The organism is Halomonas sp. BL6, from assembly GCF_006228115.1.
Lineage (GTDB): Bacteria > Pseudomonadota > Gammaproteobacteria > Pseudomonadales > Halomonadaceae > Vreelandella > Vreelandella piezotolerans.
In genome coordinates this window covers 549431-564373 of sequence record NZ_VDGL01000003.1, presented here as the reverse complement: position 1 = coordinate 564373, position 14943 = coordinate 549431, and the positions used below count along the sequence as shown (strand labels likewise).

At 57.9% G+C, this 14943-nt stretch carries 15 protein-coding genes; 10 read left to right on the top strand and 5 right to left on the bottom strand.

The window, feature by feature from the left end; genetic code table 11:
• Nucleotides 1–21 precede the first annotated feature (21 nt).
• Nucleotides 22–621 (bottom strand): NAD(P)H:quinone oxidoreductase, encoded by a 600-nt coding sequence (wrbA, locus tag FHJ80_RS09275; RefSeq protein WP_139526770.1) that lies wholly within the window; start codon nt 619–621, stop codon nt 22–24.
• A 229-nt stretch (nt 622–850) separates the two neighbouring features.
• Between wrbA and FHJ80_RS09270 the strand changes: the two genes are divergently transcribed.
• The 9 genes from FHJ80_RS09270 to FHJ80_RS09230 all read left to right on the top strand — a co-directional run bounded on the left by FHJ80_RS09270 (nt 851) and on the right by FHJ80_RS09230 (nt 9100).
• Nucleotides 851–1291 carry a hemerythrin domain-containing protein gene (locus tag FHJ80_RS09270; protein ID WP_139526768.1) on the top strand — a complete coding sequence of 147 codons (441 nt, stop codon included), beginning with the start codon at nt 851–853 and terminating at the stop codon, nt 1289–1291.
• Nucleotides 1292–1495: 204 nt separating this feature from the next.
• Nucleotides 1496–2482, top strand: coding sequence for a succinylglutamate desuccinylase (locus FHJ80_RS09265; protein WP_139526766.1), 987 nt, complete (start codon nt 1496–1498; stop codon nt 2480–2482).
• Nucleotides 2483–2725: 243 nt separating this feature from the next.
• On the top strand, nt 2726–3496 hold the full coding sequence (locus tag FHJ80_RS09260) for an ABC transporter ATP-binding protein (RefSeq protein WP_139526764.1): 771 nt from the start codon (nt 2726–2728) through the stop codon (nt 3494–3496).
• A 19-nt stretch (nt 3497–3515) separates the two neighbouring features.
• Nucleotides 3516–4217, top strand: a complete 702-nt coding sequence (locus tag FHJ80_RS09255; protein ID WP_058577210.1) for an ABC transporter permease — start codon at nt 3516–3518, stop codon at nt 4215–4217.
• A gap of 1 nt (nt 4218) precedes the next feature.
• A complete protein-coding gene (locus FHJ80_RS09250) occupies nt 4219–4950 on the top strand; it encodes an ABC transporter permease (protein WP_139526762.1) in 732 nt (243 codons plus the stop codon).
• Between the two features lie 135 nt (nt 4951–5085).
• Nucleotides 5086–5856: a transporter substrate-binding domain-containing protein gene (locus tag FHJ80_RS09245; RefSeq protein WP_139526760.1), complete on the top strand. Its 771-nt coding sequence runs from the start codon at nt 5086–5088 to the stop codon at nt 5854–5856.
• A gap of 310 nt (nt 5857–6166) precedes the next feature.
• Nucleotides 6167–6964, top strand: a complete 798-nt coding sequence (locus FHJ80_RS09240) for a transporter substrate-binding domain-containing protein (RefSeq protein WP_139526758.1) — start codon at nt 6167–6169, stop codon at nt 6962–6964.
• A 90-nt stretch (nt 6965–7054) separates the two neighbouring features.
• A complete protein-coding gene (gene iadA, locus FHJ80_RS09235) occupies nt 7055–8200 on the top strand; it encodes a beta-aspartyl-peptidase (RefSeq protein ID WP_139526756.1) in 1146 nt (381 codons plus the stop codon).
• Nucleotides 8201–8275: 75 nt separating this feature from the next.
• Nucleotides 8276–9100 carry a TraX family protein gene (locus FHJ80_RS09230; protein ID WP_139526755.1) on the top strand — a complete coding sequence of 275 codons (825 nt, stop codon included), beginning with the start codon at nt 8276–8278 and terminating at the stop codon, nt 9098–9100.
• Here FHJ80_RS09230 and FHJ80_RS09225 read toward each other — a convergent pair.
• The 4 genes from FHJ80_RS09225 to purE all read right to left on the bottom strand — a co-directional run bounded on the left by FHJ80_RS09225 (nt 9078) and on the right by purE (nt 14408).
• A complete protein-coding gene (locus tag FHJ80_RS09225; protein WP_139526753.1) occupies nt 9078–10703 on the bottom strand; it encodes a diguanylate cyclase domain-containing protein in 1626 nt (541 codons plus the stop codon). The two genes, FHJ80_RS09230 and FHJ80_RS09225, sit on opposite strands and share 23 nt — an antisense overlap.
• A gap of 203 nt (nt 10704–10906) precedes the next feature.
• Nucleotides 10907–12448, bottom strand: a complete 1542-nt coding sequence (locus FHJ80_RS17505) for a diguanylate cyclase domain-containing protein (RefSeq protein WP_304363352.1) — start codon at nt 12446–12448, stop codon at nt 10907–10909.
• Between the two features lie 280 nt (nt 12449–12728).
• Nucleotides 12729–13859, bottom strand: coding sequence for a 5-(carboxyamino)imidazole ribonucleotide synthase (locus FHJ80_RS09215; RefSeq protein WP_255303911.1), 1131 nt, complete (start codon nt 13857–13859; stop codon nt 12729–12731).
• A 33-nt stretch (nt 13860–13892) separates the two neighbouring features.
• The gene (gene purE, locus FHJ80_RS09210; RefSeq protein WP_139526746.1) at nt 13893–14408 is read right to left on the bottom strand and encodes a 5-(carboxyamino)imidazole ribonucleotide mutase; all 516 of its coding nucleotides are present in this window, start codon (nt 14406–14408) and stop codon (nt 13893–13895) included.
• A 216-nt stretch (nt 14409–14624) separates the two neighbouring features.
• On the opposite strand from purE, the gene FHJ80_RS09205 reads away from it, so the two are divergent.
• Complete coding sequence (locus tag FHJ80_RS09205) at nt 14625–14897, top strand: XRE family transcriptional regulator (RefSeq protein ID WP_139526744.1); 273 nt, start codon at nt 14625–14627, stop codon at nt 14895–14897.
• The last annotated feature ends 46 nt before the right edge of the window (nt 14898–14943 follow it).

Genomic DNA, 14943 nt, shown 5'->3' with positions numbered 1-14943 from the left:
GTTGTGCGTTTCAAGCGTCGATTAGCTTGCCAGTTTGGCAGCAATCTCAGCGACATGTTTGCCCTGGAAGCGGGCAATTTTCAGCTCGCGGTCATCCGGCTGGCGGGAACCATCACCACCGGCCAGCGTCGCAGCGCCATAGGGCGTACCGCCGCTGACTTTCGAAATATCGAACTGCTCTTCGATGCCGTAGCCAATGGGCACGATGACCATGCCGTGGTGGGCCAACGTCGTCCAGGTAGAGGTAATGGTCATCTCATCTCCGCCGCCAGTGCCGGTCGACGTGAACACGCTCGCCACTTTGCCGCGCAGCGCGCCGTTGGCCCACAGGCCGCCGGTTTGATCGAGGAAGGTGCGCATCTGACCCGCCATGTTGCCAAAGCGCGTCGGCGTGCCGAAGATGATGGCATCGTAATCCGACAACTCCTGAGGTGTGGCTTCCGGCGTGGTGAAGTCCTGCTTGCCGCCAGCGTTTTTGAACGCCTCCTCCGGCATGGTTTCAGGCACACGTTTTACCGTCACTTCGACACCGTCAACTCCCTTAGCGCCTTCGGCCACCGCGGCAGCCAGTGTATCGATATGGCCATACATGGAGTAATACAGCACCAGTACCTTCGTCATAACGCACTCCTTTGGACTTGCATTCGAGCATTGGACAGGTTGCCCGTCGAGGGCAATGAAAACTCACTAAACCATAGCCTAGTCAAACGTAGAGAAAAGCGAATGTTTTCGATGCTCCGCATCGATTTCATCGACGTGCCGACCTTGCGCTTTTGCCACTTCGGCACTAATTTTTCTTGTATCGTATTTACGGTATGTTTCATTCACGTATAACGCCAAGGAGTCCGGCATGACGATTTTCGAAGCACTTCGCAAAGATCACGACATCCAGCGAGACCTGCTGGCCCGCTTGGTAGAGACCCATGGCGATAGTGAAGAGCGCGATACCCTCTATCAACAGGTACGCGCCGAACTGAAATACCACGCCAACGCGGAAGAGAGAGCGCTGTACATCCCCATGATGGACATCGATCTCACCCAAGAAAAAGCGCGCCACAGCGTGGCGGAGCATCATGAGATCGACGAGCTGATCGAACTGCTGGACGACACCGACTATAGCGCCAGCCACTGGCTCACTCACGCTAAGCAGCTTCAACACTTGGTGACGCATCACTTGGACGAAGAGGAGCAGGAAGTTTTTCAACTGGCAGGCCGCGGCCTCCAAGAGAACCAGAAATCCTCTCTGGCCAAAGAGTATCAGGAAGAAATGCGGCGACAGCGAGCAGACTAGACGTCCTTAGTGTGCGACAGACGCAAGAGCGTCGGTGATCAAAGCGCTTGTGGCAAAGGGCCATGAGCGCTTTTTTGTACCGGCAACTTTCATCATCCCACCCGCCATTTTCACGCGAACGACGCCTCCCCTTGTGGACAGCTACGGGCGTGGGTAAAGGTAGGAACAATAAAAAAGCAAATGCCCATGCTCAAGGACACTTTCATGCTAGGCCAATGGCTCGACTGGACGCTCGACGAGGAACGCCCCTCCCCGCGCATCGGCCGCTTCCCAAGCGGCACTTACCATCTTCACGGGCCAGGTATTCTAGAGCTCACCCCTAACATTCTGCGCCCAGAGGCACGCGCCTGTGTATTTTCTGCGGCGATACATGGTAACGAAACCGCCCCGGTGGAACTGCTCGGTGATTGGCTGAGCGCTTTGGAAGCCAGCACGCTGCAGTTAGGCGCGCCGGTGCTGGTGATCTTGGGTAACATTCCCGCGTTAAAAGCGCACAAACGCTTCATTGCCACCAACCTCAACCGGCTGTTCAAACGCGATCTGGACGAGCGGGGGGCCGAACCCGACCGAGCGCGAGCGTTAATGGAAGCAGTAGATACGTTCTTCGCCCGCCACCATGCGCTGCCGAAACTGCACTACGATCTGCACACGGCGATTCGGGACAGTTTGTATACCCGCTTCGTCGTCGAACCCTACGCCCTCGCCGCCACCGATGCGCAGCAGTGGCAGTGGCTGGCCGGAGCCGATATGCAGGCCGTGCTCCACCAACATCAGCACAGTTGGACGTTCTCCCACTACAGTAAGCACTATCATCACGCCCAAGCGTTTACGTTCGAGCTGGGTCGGGTTGCCCCGTTTGGTGACAATGATATGGCTCCCCTGGCGCCAATGCTGACGCTCTTGGGCTCACTCAGCTCAGGTTATCCGCCGCCGACAAAGCCCGCAGATAACATGGCCTTTTTTAAAGTACAGCACGAGCTGATGCGCCAAGCGAAGGACTTTACGCTCTGCTTCGACGATGACGTGCCCAATTTCAGCCGTTTCGAGCCCGGCACCTGCCTCGCCAAAGATGGGGTAGCGGGTGATTTCATCGTGGAGAAGACACCATTACATGTGGTGTTCCCCAATGCCCACGTCGACATAGGCGCTCGTGCGGCACTGTTGGTAGTGCCCAGTCATGCCATTACCTGACGGACACTTGCGCTACTGCTTGACGATGAAAACGTCTTTTTCATAACGACGTCTTTTTTTATAACAACAACGTGAAGGGGCCGTCAGGACACATCGCCACGTACCAAGACCAATGTCGTCCTGATAAAGTACGCGCATTTGGCGCAGTCCTGATAGAATCGCCCCTTTTTTCGCGCCAGCCGCACACACGCACGACAAATTCATTTGTTGCTGCTGCGGCAACCCTGTACTGGAGCCTACGTTATGGCCGCTACGCCTACTCCCCTTGAAGTGCGCAATATTAAAAAGCGCTTTGGCGATACGGAAGTTCTCAAAGGTCTCTCCCTGGAAGCCCAAAAAGGTGACGTCATCACCCTCATTGGCGCCTCAGGGTCGGGCAAAAGCACCTTCCTGCGCTGCATGAACCTGCTTGAACAGCCCGACGATGGAGAGCTCTACGTCCACGGCGAACAAATTCGTTTCAAAACCACCAAACACGGCCGTGAGCCCGCCGACTGGAAACAGGTGGTGCAGATGCGTGCCAAGCTCTCGATGGTCTTCCAAAGCTTCAATCTATGGGCACACATGACGCTGCTGGAAAACATCATCGAAGCGCCGATCCACGTGCTCGGCAAGCCCAAAAAAGAGGCAATCGAGCATGCCCATGCGCTGCTGGATCGCGTAGGGCTGAGCGCTCGCGCCAATGCCTACCCGGCACAAATGTCCGGCGGCCAGCAGCAGCGCGGTGCCATTGCACGGGCGCTCGCCATGGACCCGGAAGTCATGCTGTTCGACGAGCCCACCTCGGCACTGGACCCGGAGTTGGTCGGCGACGTGCTGAAAGTCATGCGTGACTTAGCCAATGAAGGACGCACCATGGTCGTGGTCACCCACGAGATGAGCTTTGCCCGCGACGTGTCCAGCAAAGTGATCTACCTGCACCAAGGCTTGGTAGAAGAAGCCGGGGCGCCGAACGAGGTGCTGGGTAATCCGCAGTCACCGCGCTTGAAGCAGTTTCTAGCGCCCAAATACTGATCCGCGAGGCACGCACACCATGCTCGATTTGCAAGGTTACGGCCCCCGCCTGATCGAAGGGGCGGGCGTCACCGTTCAACTGGCCGTTCTATCGCTGATCTTGGCCATCCTCCTAGGGCTGCTGACGGCCAGCGCCAAGATGTCGCGTAACTGGCTGTTACGTCGCACCGCCACCGTTTACACCACGGTGATTCGCGGTGTGCCGGACCTAGTGCTGATGATGCTGCTGTTCTTCGGCGGCCAGATCGGCGTCAACGCCATCAGCGACATGCTGTATTACAACTACGACATCGACATTTATATCAATTTCAATGCCTTTGCCGCAGGCGTACTGACCATCGGCTTTATCTTCGGTGCCTACATGGGCGAAACCTTTCGTGGGGCGTTCATGGCAGTGGATAACGGCCAGATAGAGGCAGGCAAAGCCTACGGCATGAGCAGTGGTTTGGTGTTTCGTCGCATTCGCTTCCCCCAAATGATGCGCCACGCCCTGCCCGGCCTTTCCAATAACTGGATGGTACTGCTCAAAACCACCGCGCTGGTCTCGGTAATCGGCCTGACCGACATGGTCCGAGTAGCCGCCGAAGCCTCCCGCGCGACCCACGAGCCCTTCGTGTTTTTGATCCCCGTCGCGGTGGCCTACCTGCTCATTGCCAGCGTCTCCGAGTGGATCTTTGCGCGCCTACAAAAACGTTACGACATCGGCTTTGGGGGGCAGTGACATGTTAGATATCTCTGCATGGTTCAACGACCTACTAGCGGACAACCTGATTTTCACACCGACGACCCTCGGCTACTACTGGGAAGGGTTGGTGACCACCACGCAGTTGGTCTTTCTCTCGCTGGTGGCCGGGCTCATCCTAGCGGTACCGCTGGCCATCATGCGTAGCTCCAGGCACAAATGGATCAGCCTGCCGGTCTATCTGTATACCTACGTGTTTCGCGGAACGCCGCTGTTGATCCAGCTCTACATCATTTACTACGGCGTCGTATTTATCGACGGCATTCAAGAAACCTTTCTGTGGCCGGTGCTGCGCGAAGCGTTTTACCCCGCGCTGATTGCCTTTACGCTGAACACGGCCGCCTATACCACCGAAATTTTTCGTGGTGCCATCAAGGCAACGTCGAAAGGCGAAATAGAGGCCGCACGGGCCTATGGCATGTCGCAACGTTTGATGATGCGGCGGATCATTCTGCCCAGCGCCTTTCGACGCGCGCTGCCAGCCTACGGCAACGAAGTCATATTCATGCTGCATGCCAGCGCCATCGCCAGCGTGGTGACGTTGATGGATCTGACCGGTGCGGCACGCTTCGTGTATGCGCGCTTTTATGCGCCCTTCGATGCGTTCCTATTCGTCGCAGCCATCTATCTCTGTTTGACCTTCGCGATCTTGTATTTTTTCCGCTTCTTAGAGAAAAAGCTGCTGGCCCACCTGCAGCCACAAACCACCTAACCAAAACAAAGACAACACGCGCCAGCGTAAAACAAACGTTGGTTCAAATGCAGACTCCCCCTTTTCGCCGACCTCAACCTGGGGTACGTTAAGGGGGATCACCTTGGGTGAACCTGCTTCTTTTGGAGTCTAAAAATGAAAAAACTACTGACTGTTTCTCTGCTGGGCTTGGCCGTCGCTGCAGCATCTTCTGCTCACGCGCGCGATTACGACAACGTCCGTATCGGCGTCGACGTTCCCTACGAGCCCATGGAATACCGCACCGCTGAAGGTGAACTGACCGGCTTCGACATCGACCTGGGCAACGCCCTATGCGAGCGTATCGGTGTTACCTGTGAGTGGGTGGAGCAGGAGTGGGACGGTATCATTCCAGGCCTGATGTCACGCAACTACGATGCGATCATGTCCTCCATGACCATCAACGATGAACGCCGTCAGCAGGTACTGTTTTCAGACCCCTACATCACCATGCCGTCTGCCTGGTTCGCTCCGAGCAGCCTGGACATCAGCGAAGCCAACGAAGAGACCCTGGCAGGCAAAACCATTGGCGTTCAGCGCGGCACCCTACAGGATAACTACGTCACCGATAACTTCAGTAGCGTCGCTGACATCAGCCGCTACTCCACCGCCGACGACATGGTGCTGGACATGGAAGCACAGCGTCTGGATATCGTCTTCCTCGACTTTCCGATCGGCCAGTCCACGCTGCTCGAAAGCGATGAAGCCGAGTACGTCGTAGTGGGTGAGCGTATCAGCGAGCCGAAAGAGTACTTCGGCGACGGTTTCGGTATCGCCTTCCGTCAGCGTGACGAAGCGCTAGCCGAGCAGTTCAACGAAGCTCTGGCGGAGCTTAAAGAAGACGGCACCTACGATGAGATCTACGCCCGTTATTTCGGCGAAGAGTAAGCGCTAGCTGCTTGAGCGAGCCTCCCCACCTGGGGAGGTTCGCAAGCGAGACGCCAACATGCCCTCACGCCTCCTCTTATCCCACGCGCTGCACGCGCTTCGCCCAGGTACCCGTGGCAATATCGCCCGTTTCTACCTGAGCGAATGGTTCGACGAATAGCCCTCCCCTTTTGGCACGCCCGTGCCAAGGCACGCCCCTGTGCGTGCATATTGCCCTGCGCTTAGCGCACCCCATGCAATAGCCGCCCTAAGGCGGTTGGCATACAGCAGCATCGATCTACCTACTAAAAATCGCTTCAGGAGACTGACTATGCGTTATGCAACGCTGTCCGTGGCCGCTGTTCTTGCGGCTGGTGTTTCACTTTCATTGGCATCCACTGGCGCCTTTGCCCGGGATTATGACGAGATTCGACTCGGCGTCGATGTCCCTTACGAACCCTTCATGTACCGCGAGGCCGACGGCACGCTCACCGGTTTCGAAATCGAGCTCGGCAACGCTGCCTGCGCCTACATGGAGGTCACCTGTACATGGGTCGAGCAAGACTGGGACGGCATCATTCCGGGACTGCTGGCGCGTAACTACGACGCCATCATGTCCTCCATGGCGATCACCGACGAGCGCGCCCAGCGGGTGCTGTTCTCCGAGGCGTACTACACCACGCCCAGCGCCTGGATCACCACCCGTGATAAAGAGATCGATATCGAAGATCGTGCCAGCCTGGAAGGCTTGACCGTTGGCGTGCAGCGAGCGACGTTGCAGGACAACTACGTCACTCAGCTTTACGGCGATGTCTTGGAGATCCGTCGCTATACCGGTGCTGACGATGTGGTCACCGACCTGATGGCGGGCCGCCTGGACCTCACCTTCATGGACTACCCCATCGCCGAAGCCACCATCGATATCGACACGCCAGAGAGCGATTTCCAGCGCATCAGCGACTTCATCAAGCAGCCCGAGGAGATTTTTGGCCAAGGTGTGGGGATGGCGTTTCGCCCCCGCGATGAAGCCCTGGCCGAACGCTTCAACGAGGCTCTGCACGCGCTCAAGGAGAACGGCACTTATGATGAGATCATGAACCGCTACTTCAACTACGATGTACGTTTATAAGCGCGCTGTTCGAATAGCGTGACGCTATCACTACGAGCGCCGGCCTCTGGTCGGCGCTTATCGTTTTCTGATGACTCTCCAGGGAACTCCATGCTGACACTTGTAAAGAATGCCCAACTCTTTGCCCCCGAACCGCTTGGGCTGTGCCACCTGCTGATCGCCGACCAACGCGTTGCCGCCGTGCTGAATGCCGATGAAACGTATCAATTGGGCACGCTGATTCGTACGGTGGACCTGGAAGGGCGCCGCGTGATTCCAGGGTTAGTCGACCCGCTGGTGCACTACATCGGCGGTGGCGGTGAAGGCGGCTTTGGCAACCGCACCGCCGAACTCAGCCTGGAAGACGCCTGCGCCTCCGGGGTGACCACGCTGGTGGGCGCGCTAGGCACCGATGCGCTTACCCGCACCCCAGCCAACCTGATTGGCAAAGCGCGGGAGCTGGCCGCTGGCGGGCTGAGCACCTACGCCTACACTGGCTCTTACCAACTTCCCCCCGTTACGCTGACCGGTTCGGTAGCCAGCGATATTCTCTACATTCCTGAGTTCATCGGCGTGGGTGAAGTCGCGATTAGTGACCATCGCGGCTCCCAACCCACTACCCAAGAGTTAACGCGGCTTGCTTCCGACGCCCGCACCGCCGGGCTGCTCGCAGGGAAATCAGGCATCGTCTTCATTCACACCGGCGACGCCGACACTCACTTGGAGCCGCTGCGCCAAGTGGCCAAAAGCAGCGCCATCCCGCTGACACAGTTCTACCCCACTCACATCAACCGCACTACCGCGCTGTTCGAAGATGGCCTGCGCTTTGCCCGTGAAGGCGGGCGCATCGACTTCACCACCAGCACCACGCCCGAGCTGTTGGCCGGTGGTGAAGTGCCTGCCTCCGAGGCAGTGGCTCGGGCGCTGAAAGCGCGGATCGAGCCCGGCCAACTCAGTCTCTCCTCCGATGCCAACGCCTCGCTGCCGGAATTTGATGATCAACACCGGTTTATTGGCTTGAAACCCGGTAAACTCAGCAGTCTATTCGAGGTGCTGGGCGAGTGCGTCAATGAGCATCAGATCAACATGGAGCACGCGCTACGCTGCGCGTCGACCACCGCCGCCGATACGCTCAAACTGCCCCGCAAAGGCCGCTTACAGACGGGTTCGGACGCAGATTTCATCGTACTAAGCGAAAATCACTGGGCCATCGACCAAGTCTGGGCACTGGGCAAACCCATTTTTAGCGCCAGCTAAGTGTCACGCCCTCCGGCGAACTTGCTCAGCCAAACCGGGTCTTTACTAACACCCCACCACATACAAGGAGGTAGCATGGCTGAAACGATGGCGGGTCCCGCAACGCCCCATGAGGAGACGACAAGCGCGTTTCGTCCCTCCTCCCACTGGACCGCTTGGGGACAGTGGCTAGCGCTGTTCACCATGACCGTGGATCACCTCACCCGCTACGTGCTTCCGGGTGATTGGGATTTGAGCTGGGCGGGCTCCTCGATTGGGCGCATTGCGTTCCCCCTCTTTGCCGCCATGGTGGCGTGGCACGGCCTGTTCAATACCCGCAACCCACTTCGCTATTCGCGACGCATTCTGATCATTGGGCTCGTTGCGCAAATTCCCTACATGATGATGCCCCGCGCGTCCGATGCGTTCATTTTGAACGTCTGTTTTACGTTGGCCAGCGGGTTGGCACTAGGAGCGCTGGTACGGCAAGGCTGGCAGCACTATCAACGGCAAACGTTAGGCTTTGGTTGGCTCATGTTAGGCGCTGCCGTCGGCGTTACGGTGTGGTATCTACTGGGATTTTGGGTGGAGTATGGTCACAACGGCCTGCTGCTGATTCCGCTGTTCATGTTTGCGATGCAGGCGCTCAGTGACACAGGGGATGCGCTGAAATCACGCCTATGGGCGGGGCTCGCGGCATTTCCCGTACTGTGGATTGCCGGGCAGATGAACGCCTCCGACATGGCCAAATCGTTCACCGTCGCCACGTGCGTGCTGGTCCTGATGCTCGCCGCAGGCGCAGCCCAGCGAGTGCCGCCGGTGGCGCTGGCCATGCCCCGACGTTTATGGCTGGCGTGGTACCCAGGGCACTTCGCCCTCATTGCCCTGTGGCTTCTGCTTAGCGGTCAATTGGCGGGGTAGATGCCTGCTCGGCGACGCGCTTGTTCACGTCATCACGCATCCAGGGCTGGTAGCGGCGAAGCCGCGCTCGGCCCTCGGTCTTGGCTTGATACATAGCGGTATCCGCCTGCTTGAGCACATCTGCGTGGTCACAGTCAGCGGCATTGAAACAGGTATAGCCCATGCTCGGGGTGACCTCGACCCAGCGGCTCTCTAGGCGGTACTGACCGGCCAACGCCTGCTGTACGGTCGCCATATAGCGGGCAGCGGCAAGGTCGAGTGCCTCGCTCTCCGACACATCGAACAGTGCCAACAGCACAAACTCATCGCCGCTCAGACGGGCAGCCATATCCTGGCCGTGTAGGCAGGACTCCAAACGGCGCGCGACCTGTACGAGCAGATCATCGCCCGCTGCGTGGCCAAGCGTATCGTTAATCAACTTGAAGCGGTCCATGTCCATGAACATCACCAAGCCTCCGCGTTGGCCGCTCTCTGGCTCCCGGCATAGCGCCTCCAGACGCTCGATGAACAGCCGTCGATTGGGCAAATCGGTCAGCGCGTCGTAGTAGGCTTGGCGATAGATGATCGCCTCGCTGCGCTTCCGTTCGGTGAAGTCTTCGATGATCGCCACACCACCTATCATTTGATCGCTGGCACTGTGAACCCCATTGAAAAACGCCCTCAGCGGCGTTCCCTCAGTGGCTTTGGGCAGTCGATACGTGCCTTCGTAATAGCCGGTGCCTTTTTCCAGCGCATCCTTCACCGCTTGCGCCACGTCACGGTCGGCAGAGCGATCCAGCATACGATAGCCGAGCAGATTCGAGCGCTCCACGCCCAGTATGTCCAGCAGCTTGCTATTGCAGTCGGTGATCTGGCCCTGCTCATCAAAGTGCAGAACGCCTAGCGGCGAGTGCTGAAAAATGGAGCGATAGCGATTTTCGCTCTCCTTGAGCTGTGCTTCGCGGGCCCCCATGCTCACCCGCAGAGCGATATTGTCATGGATGGTCCGGCTAAAGCGTCGGCTGGTCGCCATGATCAACCCTAAAAACAGCACTAACATCAAGCCAATCAAAATCGATAGTGGCGAGCCTTGCAGCAGAAACTGCAGCTTAAGCGGCAATAGAATGGGAAGCACGAAGCCAATGGCAATCCACCATACCGACGAGAGCGTCGTCACACCGCCTGCCGCAATGCCAGCCAGCACGATCGATAGCGCGGCGATTTGGCCAGGATGGTCATGGCTGAACAGCAGCACGCCGGAAGCTCCCCAAACACAGCCTGACGCAATGGCCCCCATGGCAAACCAATGCAACCACCGTCGACGCTGTTGCTGGAGAGCGGGCAACCGTTTGAACCGCTGCGCCAGCAGTAACCTTACGGTAGAGATCAATGCCAGTGACACAAACCACCCCAACAGCAGTGGGGTGTCCACTACGGGCCACATGGCCGCCACCAACAGCCCACCTGCCAGTACACTGCTCAACACCGGTTGCCATAAGTTGTCGTAAAGCAAGCGCACTTTTTCACCGCGCAAACGCTGCAACGTAATGTGGTGATCACGCTGATAACCACTGCGCAGCCCAGAGGCCGTTGCCGTGGCGGCAAGGGGGGTGGGGGGCGACATACAAACTCCCTGTTTTTAGTCGGCTTGACGCCAATCTTATTGGTTAGGTTGTTTTTAATACACCTGTTTTAGCACGTTTACGCGCTATTAAGGAGTAGCCGCTGACAATAAAAAAGCCGCGTTATTAAGCGGCTTGCCTTACGAAAAGAGGGCGATGACGTCAGCCCATCAGGACTGCCTGGATCGCTTCATGCCCTAGAGATCTAGCGGCGCGGGGCCACATGGGAAGATTGTTCGCTAACACGCCTGTTGACCTCATCACTCATCCACGGCTGATAGCGACGCAGCCGCGCGCGGCCTTCGGATTTGGCCTGATACATGGCGATATCGGCTTGCTTGAGCACGTCGACATGGTTATAGGCCGCCGTATCAAAGCAGGTGTACCCCATACTCGGGGTAACATCGACCAAGCGGTTTTCCAACCAGTATTTCCCCGACAGCGCCTGCTGAACGCGGGCCATGTACTGCTCGGCAAGAGCGTCCGTTTGGCTCGCGTTCTCTTCGTCAAACAGGGCCAGCAAAACAAATTCATCGCCACTTAGCCGTGCGGCCATATCACCGTCGCGCAGGCAAGACTCCAAGCGTCGCGCGACCTGCACCAGCAATGCATCCCCAGCCGCATGCCCCAGAGTGTCGTTGATCAACTTGAAGCGGTCCATGTCTAGAAACAGAACCAACCCGCTGCGCTTTTGGTCGATCGTGTGGGTATCGAGCGATTCCAGCCGTTCGATGAACAAGCGTCGATTGGGCAAATCCGTGAGCGCATCGTAATAGGCTTGGCGATAAATGATCTCTTCACTGCGTTTACGCTCGGTGAAGTCCTCGATAATGGCCACCCCACCGATAATGCGATTGTCCATGCCGTGCACACCGTTAAAAAAAGCACGCAGTGGCGTCTTTTTTTGAGTGTTGGGGAGATGATACGTGCCTTCGTAGTAACCCGTCCCTTTTTCAATCGCATCCCTGACGCTGTCGGCCACCCGGGGGTCTGCGGAAGGCACAAGCAAGTCATGGCCCACGATGCAACGACGATCAACGCCCAGGATCACCGGCAGCTTGCTATTGCAGTCCGTCACCTTGCCGTCTTCATCGAAGTGAAGCACGCCCAGCGGTGAGTTTTGAAAGATGGAGCGGTAGCGATTTTCGCTCTCAAGCAATTTTGCTTCACGATCGGCCATGCTCATGCGTAGCGAAATATTATCGTGAATGACTTGTCCCAGGCGTCGGCTGGTAAGAATCAACAAACCGACAAACACAATAATCAACCCACCGATAGCCTGCTGGGTCGGCGCTGGCGAGAGCAGTAGCAATATTTGTATAGGTAGGCTAATCGGGATGATGAAGCATACGGCCACCCACCACACGGCCGAAAGCATCGTAACGCTACCCGCTGCCACGCCTGACAGCACAATCACAAGAAAAGCCACATAATCCGTTTGCTCACCCTGAAACATCAGGACGCCACCGCCGCCCCACGTGCACCCCGCCACCAGCGCTCCCAGAGCGAATCGCCACAGCCACTGGGCCTTTGCCTGCTCTTCCAGCGACGACCGCAAAAAACGACGGGCGTCACACAACCGCCAGGCAGACACGGCTAAAAGGACGATAAACCACATCACTACATATGCCGTATCCACTACGTTTCGCATGACGGCCGCTAATACGAGAGCACCTAAAATGCCTGCTGACACAGGCTGCCAGATGTTGCCGTAAAGAAGGCGCACTTTTTCGCTGCGTAAACGCATGGTGTCTACCAAGCATGGTTGAGGAAAATCACTGGGCAAGCCTGAACACGTTATCATGGGCAAGACGCCATACGTTCAGTGATACGGAGAGCGACCTTTCACGTAGGTAATGCCTTTCACGCATTCATGGGGGAACGGTGGCGACATCCAGACGGTTTCGTCCTTGTACCATGGTGGCGTCGTTTGAGGAGTCCTTGTCACAAAAATTCACCTCCATCGCTGGGGCATCCAACGATGGAGGTGCAGTAGTAAAAGGCGAGGGGTCGACCTGTAGGAATCCCTATAGCATGGATTCGAAACTCCACGCCACGGGAGGCGCATCGGGAATCAATGCTTGGCAAGCACGCACTTTCTCTAATAGCTCGGCGTGGGTGGCGGCCACGACGTTGACATGCGCCAGCTTACGCCCAGGGCGCTCTTCCTTGTCATAGCGGTGTAGATGCGTGTCGGCCATGGCCAGCAGCGCAGCATTGTCGCCTTCCAAGCCGATGACGTTCACCATGCAAGTGGGCGCAGTGGCGTTCGTTGCGCCTAACGGCAAACCTTGCACTGCCCGCAGATGGTTCTCGAACTGGCTGGTGACGGCGCCATCCATCGTCCAGTGGCCAGAATTATGCACTCGTGGGGCCATTTCGTTGGCCAACAGGCTGCCGTCGCGGGTTTGGAACAGCTCCAGCGCCAGCACGCCAACGTAATCCAGCTCGTCTAGCAGCGCACGAATATAGCTGTCGGCCGTCTGCTGAACGCTGGCGTCCAAATCCGGTAGCGGCGCCACGGAGTAGCGCAGAATGCCGCCCACGTGCTGGTTTTCGGCCATGGGGTAGAACACCACCTCCCCATCGCGGCCGCGCACGGCAATCATCGAAACTTCGCGCACGAAATCGACGAACGCCTCGACGATGAGCTGTGAATGGCCAATGGCCTCCCACGCCTCTTGGGCCTGCTCTGGCGCTTTCAGCACCGCTTGCCCTTTGCCGTCGTAGCCTTCAGTGACCGACTTGGCTACCACCGGGCAGCCCAGCTCGGCGGCGGCGGCGGCGAGCTGCTCAGCGCTTTCCACCACGCGGTAGGCGGGCGTGGGAATACCTAAGCGGTCGAACAGCGCCTTCTCTTCTACTCGGTTCTGGCACACCGCAATGGCGCGACTGCCGGGATACACCGGCTTATGCTGCTCGATCTGCTGGACCAGCGCCACGGGCAGGTGCTCGAACTCGTAGGTGACCACGTCGACCTTCTCGAGGAACGCCGCCAAGTGCTGGTTATCAGGGTCGACGATCACCTCACCGATGCCCGCGCTGGGGTTACCGGTGGTATCCAAAAACGTGAAGCTGTTACCTAGCGGATAGCCTGCCAGCGCCAGCATACGGCCGAGCTGACCCGCCCCAAGAACACCAATGTTTTTTGCTATCATACGGTTTGCACTCTGTGCGCTCATGAGGGCTACCTATTGGGCTTGGTCCGCTTCGGGGCGCGGATCGGGGTTGTCCAGCACCATCTGCGTCTGTTCGGCACGGAAGGCATCTACGGCGTCGCGCACGGCGCTGTCGTGCAGGCCAACGATTTGAGCCGCCAGCAGGCCAGCATTGGTGGCCCCCGCTTTGCCGATGGCCAGCGTCCCCACGGCAATGCCGCCCGGCATTTGCGCAATCGAGAGCAGTGAGTCCAGGCCTTTCAGCGCTTTGGACTCCACCGGCACGCCGAGTACCGGCAGCGCCGTTTGTGATGCCACCATGCCAGGCAAATGAGCCGCTCCACCGGCACCGGCCACGATGACTTGCAAGCCGCGCTCAGCAGCGCTTTTGGCATAATCGAACAGCAGATCAGGCGTGCGATGCGCCGATACCACGCGAGTCTCGTAGGGAACGCCCAGTCGCTCCAACATCGCCACCGCGTGCTCCATGACCGGCCAATCGGACTTCGACCCCATGATCACGCCCACTTTGGGTGCGCTGTTCGACATGCAAAACTCCTCGGCCAACGGCCTAACATAAGCTAGAAAGCAGTCCATAAGCCGTGCAAAGCGCGGCTCACTCAGAATTAGGAAGGCGCATAGTTTACCAGAGCCACGGGCGTTTGCGGGCGTGGTGAGGCGTGTGAAATTTTCCTCGAATTAGGCATTGAAAACCGCGTGAGTTGGCGGCATTGTGTGTTTGTCATTTCAGACTGATGGAGTCACATGAGTACGGCATACTCGACTGCTCACGCAGAAGCGATGGATCCTCCGCGAAGCAGCCCTGACCTCGATGTCAGGGAACTTGAAAAACGTACGCGCCTTATGCGCATCATTACCCGCCTGATCGCCGTATCAGATCTGGGGAGCCGTGAAATCGCCCGCCGGGCTGGCTTACCCGTTCAAAAGATCAGCGACCTGCTCGCCGGAAGGCTCGAGCACCTGGACATCGACGAACTGAATGTCCTGCGTCGCACGTTAGAGCCGGAGGCGCCATAGTAGCCACGCCACCTGCCGCTCGATACCCTCTTTAAGTATCTTCCCG

Excerpts from the sequence above, each read along its gene's own strand:
- FHJ80_RS09215 (WP_255303911.1), bottom strand. The coding sequence starts at position 13,859 with ATGATAGCAAAAAACATTGGTGTTCTTGGGGCGGGTCAGCTCGGCCGT.
- FHJ80_RS09250 (WP_139526762.1), top strand. The coding sequence starts at position 4,219 with ATGTTAGATATCTCTGCATGGTTCAACGACCTACTAGCGGACAACCTG.
- purE (WP_139526746.1), bottom strand. The coding sequence starts at position 14,408 with ATGTCGAACAGCGCACCCAAAGTGGGCGTGATCATGGGGTCGAAGTCC.
- FHJ80_RS09245 (WP_139526760.1), top strand. The coding sequence starts at position 5,086 with ATGAAAAAACTACTGACTGTTTCTCTGCTGGGCTTGGCCGTCGCTGCA.
- FHJ80_RS09255 (WP_058577210.1), top strand. The coding sequence starts at position 3,516 with ATGCTCGATTTGCAAGGTTACGGCCCCCGCCTGATCGAAGGGGCGGGC.
- FHJ80_RS09260 (WP_139526764.1), top strand. The coding sequence starts at position 2,726 with ATGGCCGCTACGCCTACTCCCCTTGAAGTGCGCAATATTAAAAAGCGC.
- FHJ80_RS09205 (WP_139526744.1), top strand. The coding sequence starts at position 14,625 with ATGAGTACGGCATACTCGACTGCTCACGCAGAAGCGATGGATCCTCCG.
- FHJ80_RS17505 (WP_304363352.1), bottom strand. The coding sequence starts at position 12,448 with ATGCGTTTACGCAGCGAAAAAGTGCGCCTTCTTTACGGCAACATCTGG.
- wrbA (WP_139526770.1), bottom strand. The coding sequence starts at position 621 with ATGACGAAGGTACTGGTGCTGTATTACTCCATGTATGGCCATATCGAT.
- FHJ80_RS09230 (WP_139526755.1), top strand. The coding sequence starts at position 8,276 with ATGGCTGAAACGATGGCGGGTCCCGCAACGCCCCATGAGGAGACGACA.
- FHJ80_RS09240 (WP_139526758.1), top strand. The coding sequence starts at position 6,167 with ATGCGTTATGCAACGCTGTCCGTGGCCGCTGTTCTTGCGGCTGGTGTT.
- iadA (WP_139526756.1), top strand. The coding sequence starts at position 7,055 with ATGCTGACACTTGTAAAGAATGCCCAACTCTTTGCCCCCGAACCGCTT.
- FHJ80_RS09225 (WP_139526753.1), bottom strand. The coding sequence starts at position 10,703 with ATGTCGCCCCCCACCCCCCTTGCCGCCACGGCAACGGCCTCTGGGCTG.
- FHJ80_RS09270 (WP_139526768.1), top strand. The coding sequence starts at position 851 with ATGACGATTTTCGAAGCACTTCGCAAAGATCACGACATCCAGCGAGAC.
- FHJ80_RS09265 (WP_139526766.1), top strand. The coding sequence starts at position 1,496 with ATGCTAGGCCAATGGCTCGACTGGACGCTCGACGAGGAACGCCCCTCC.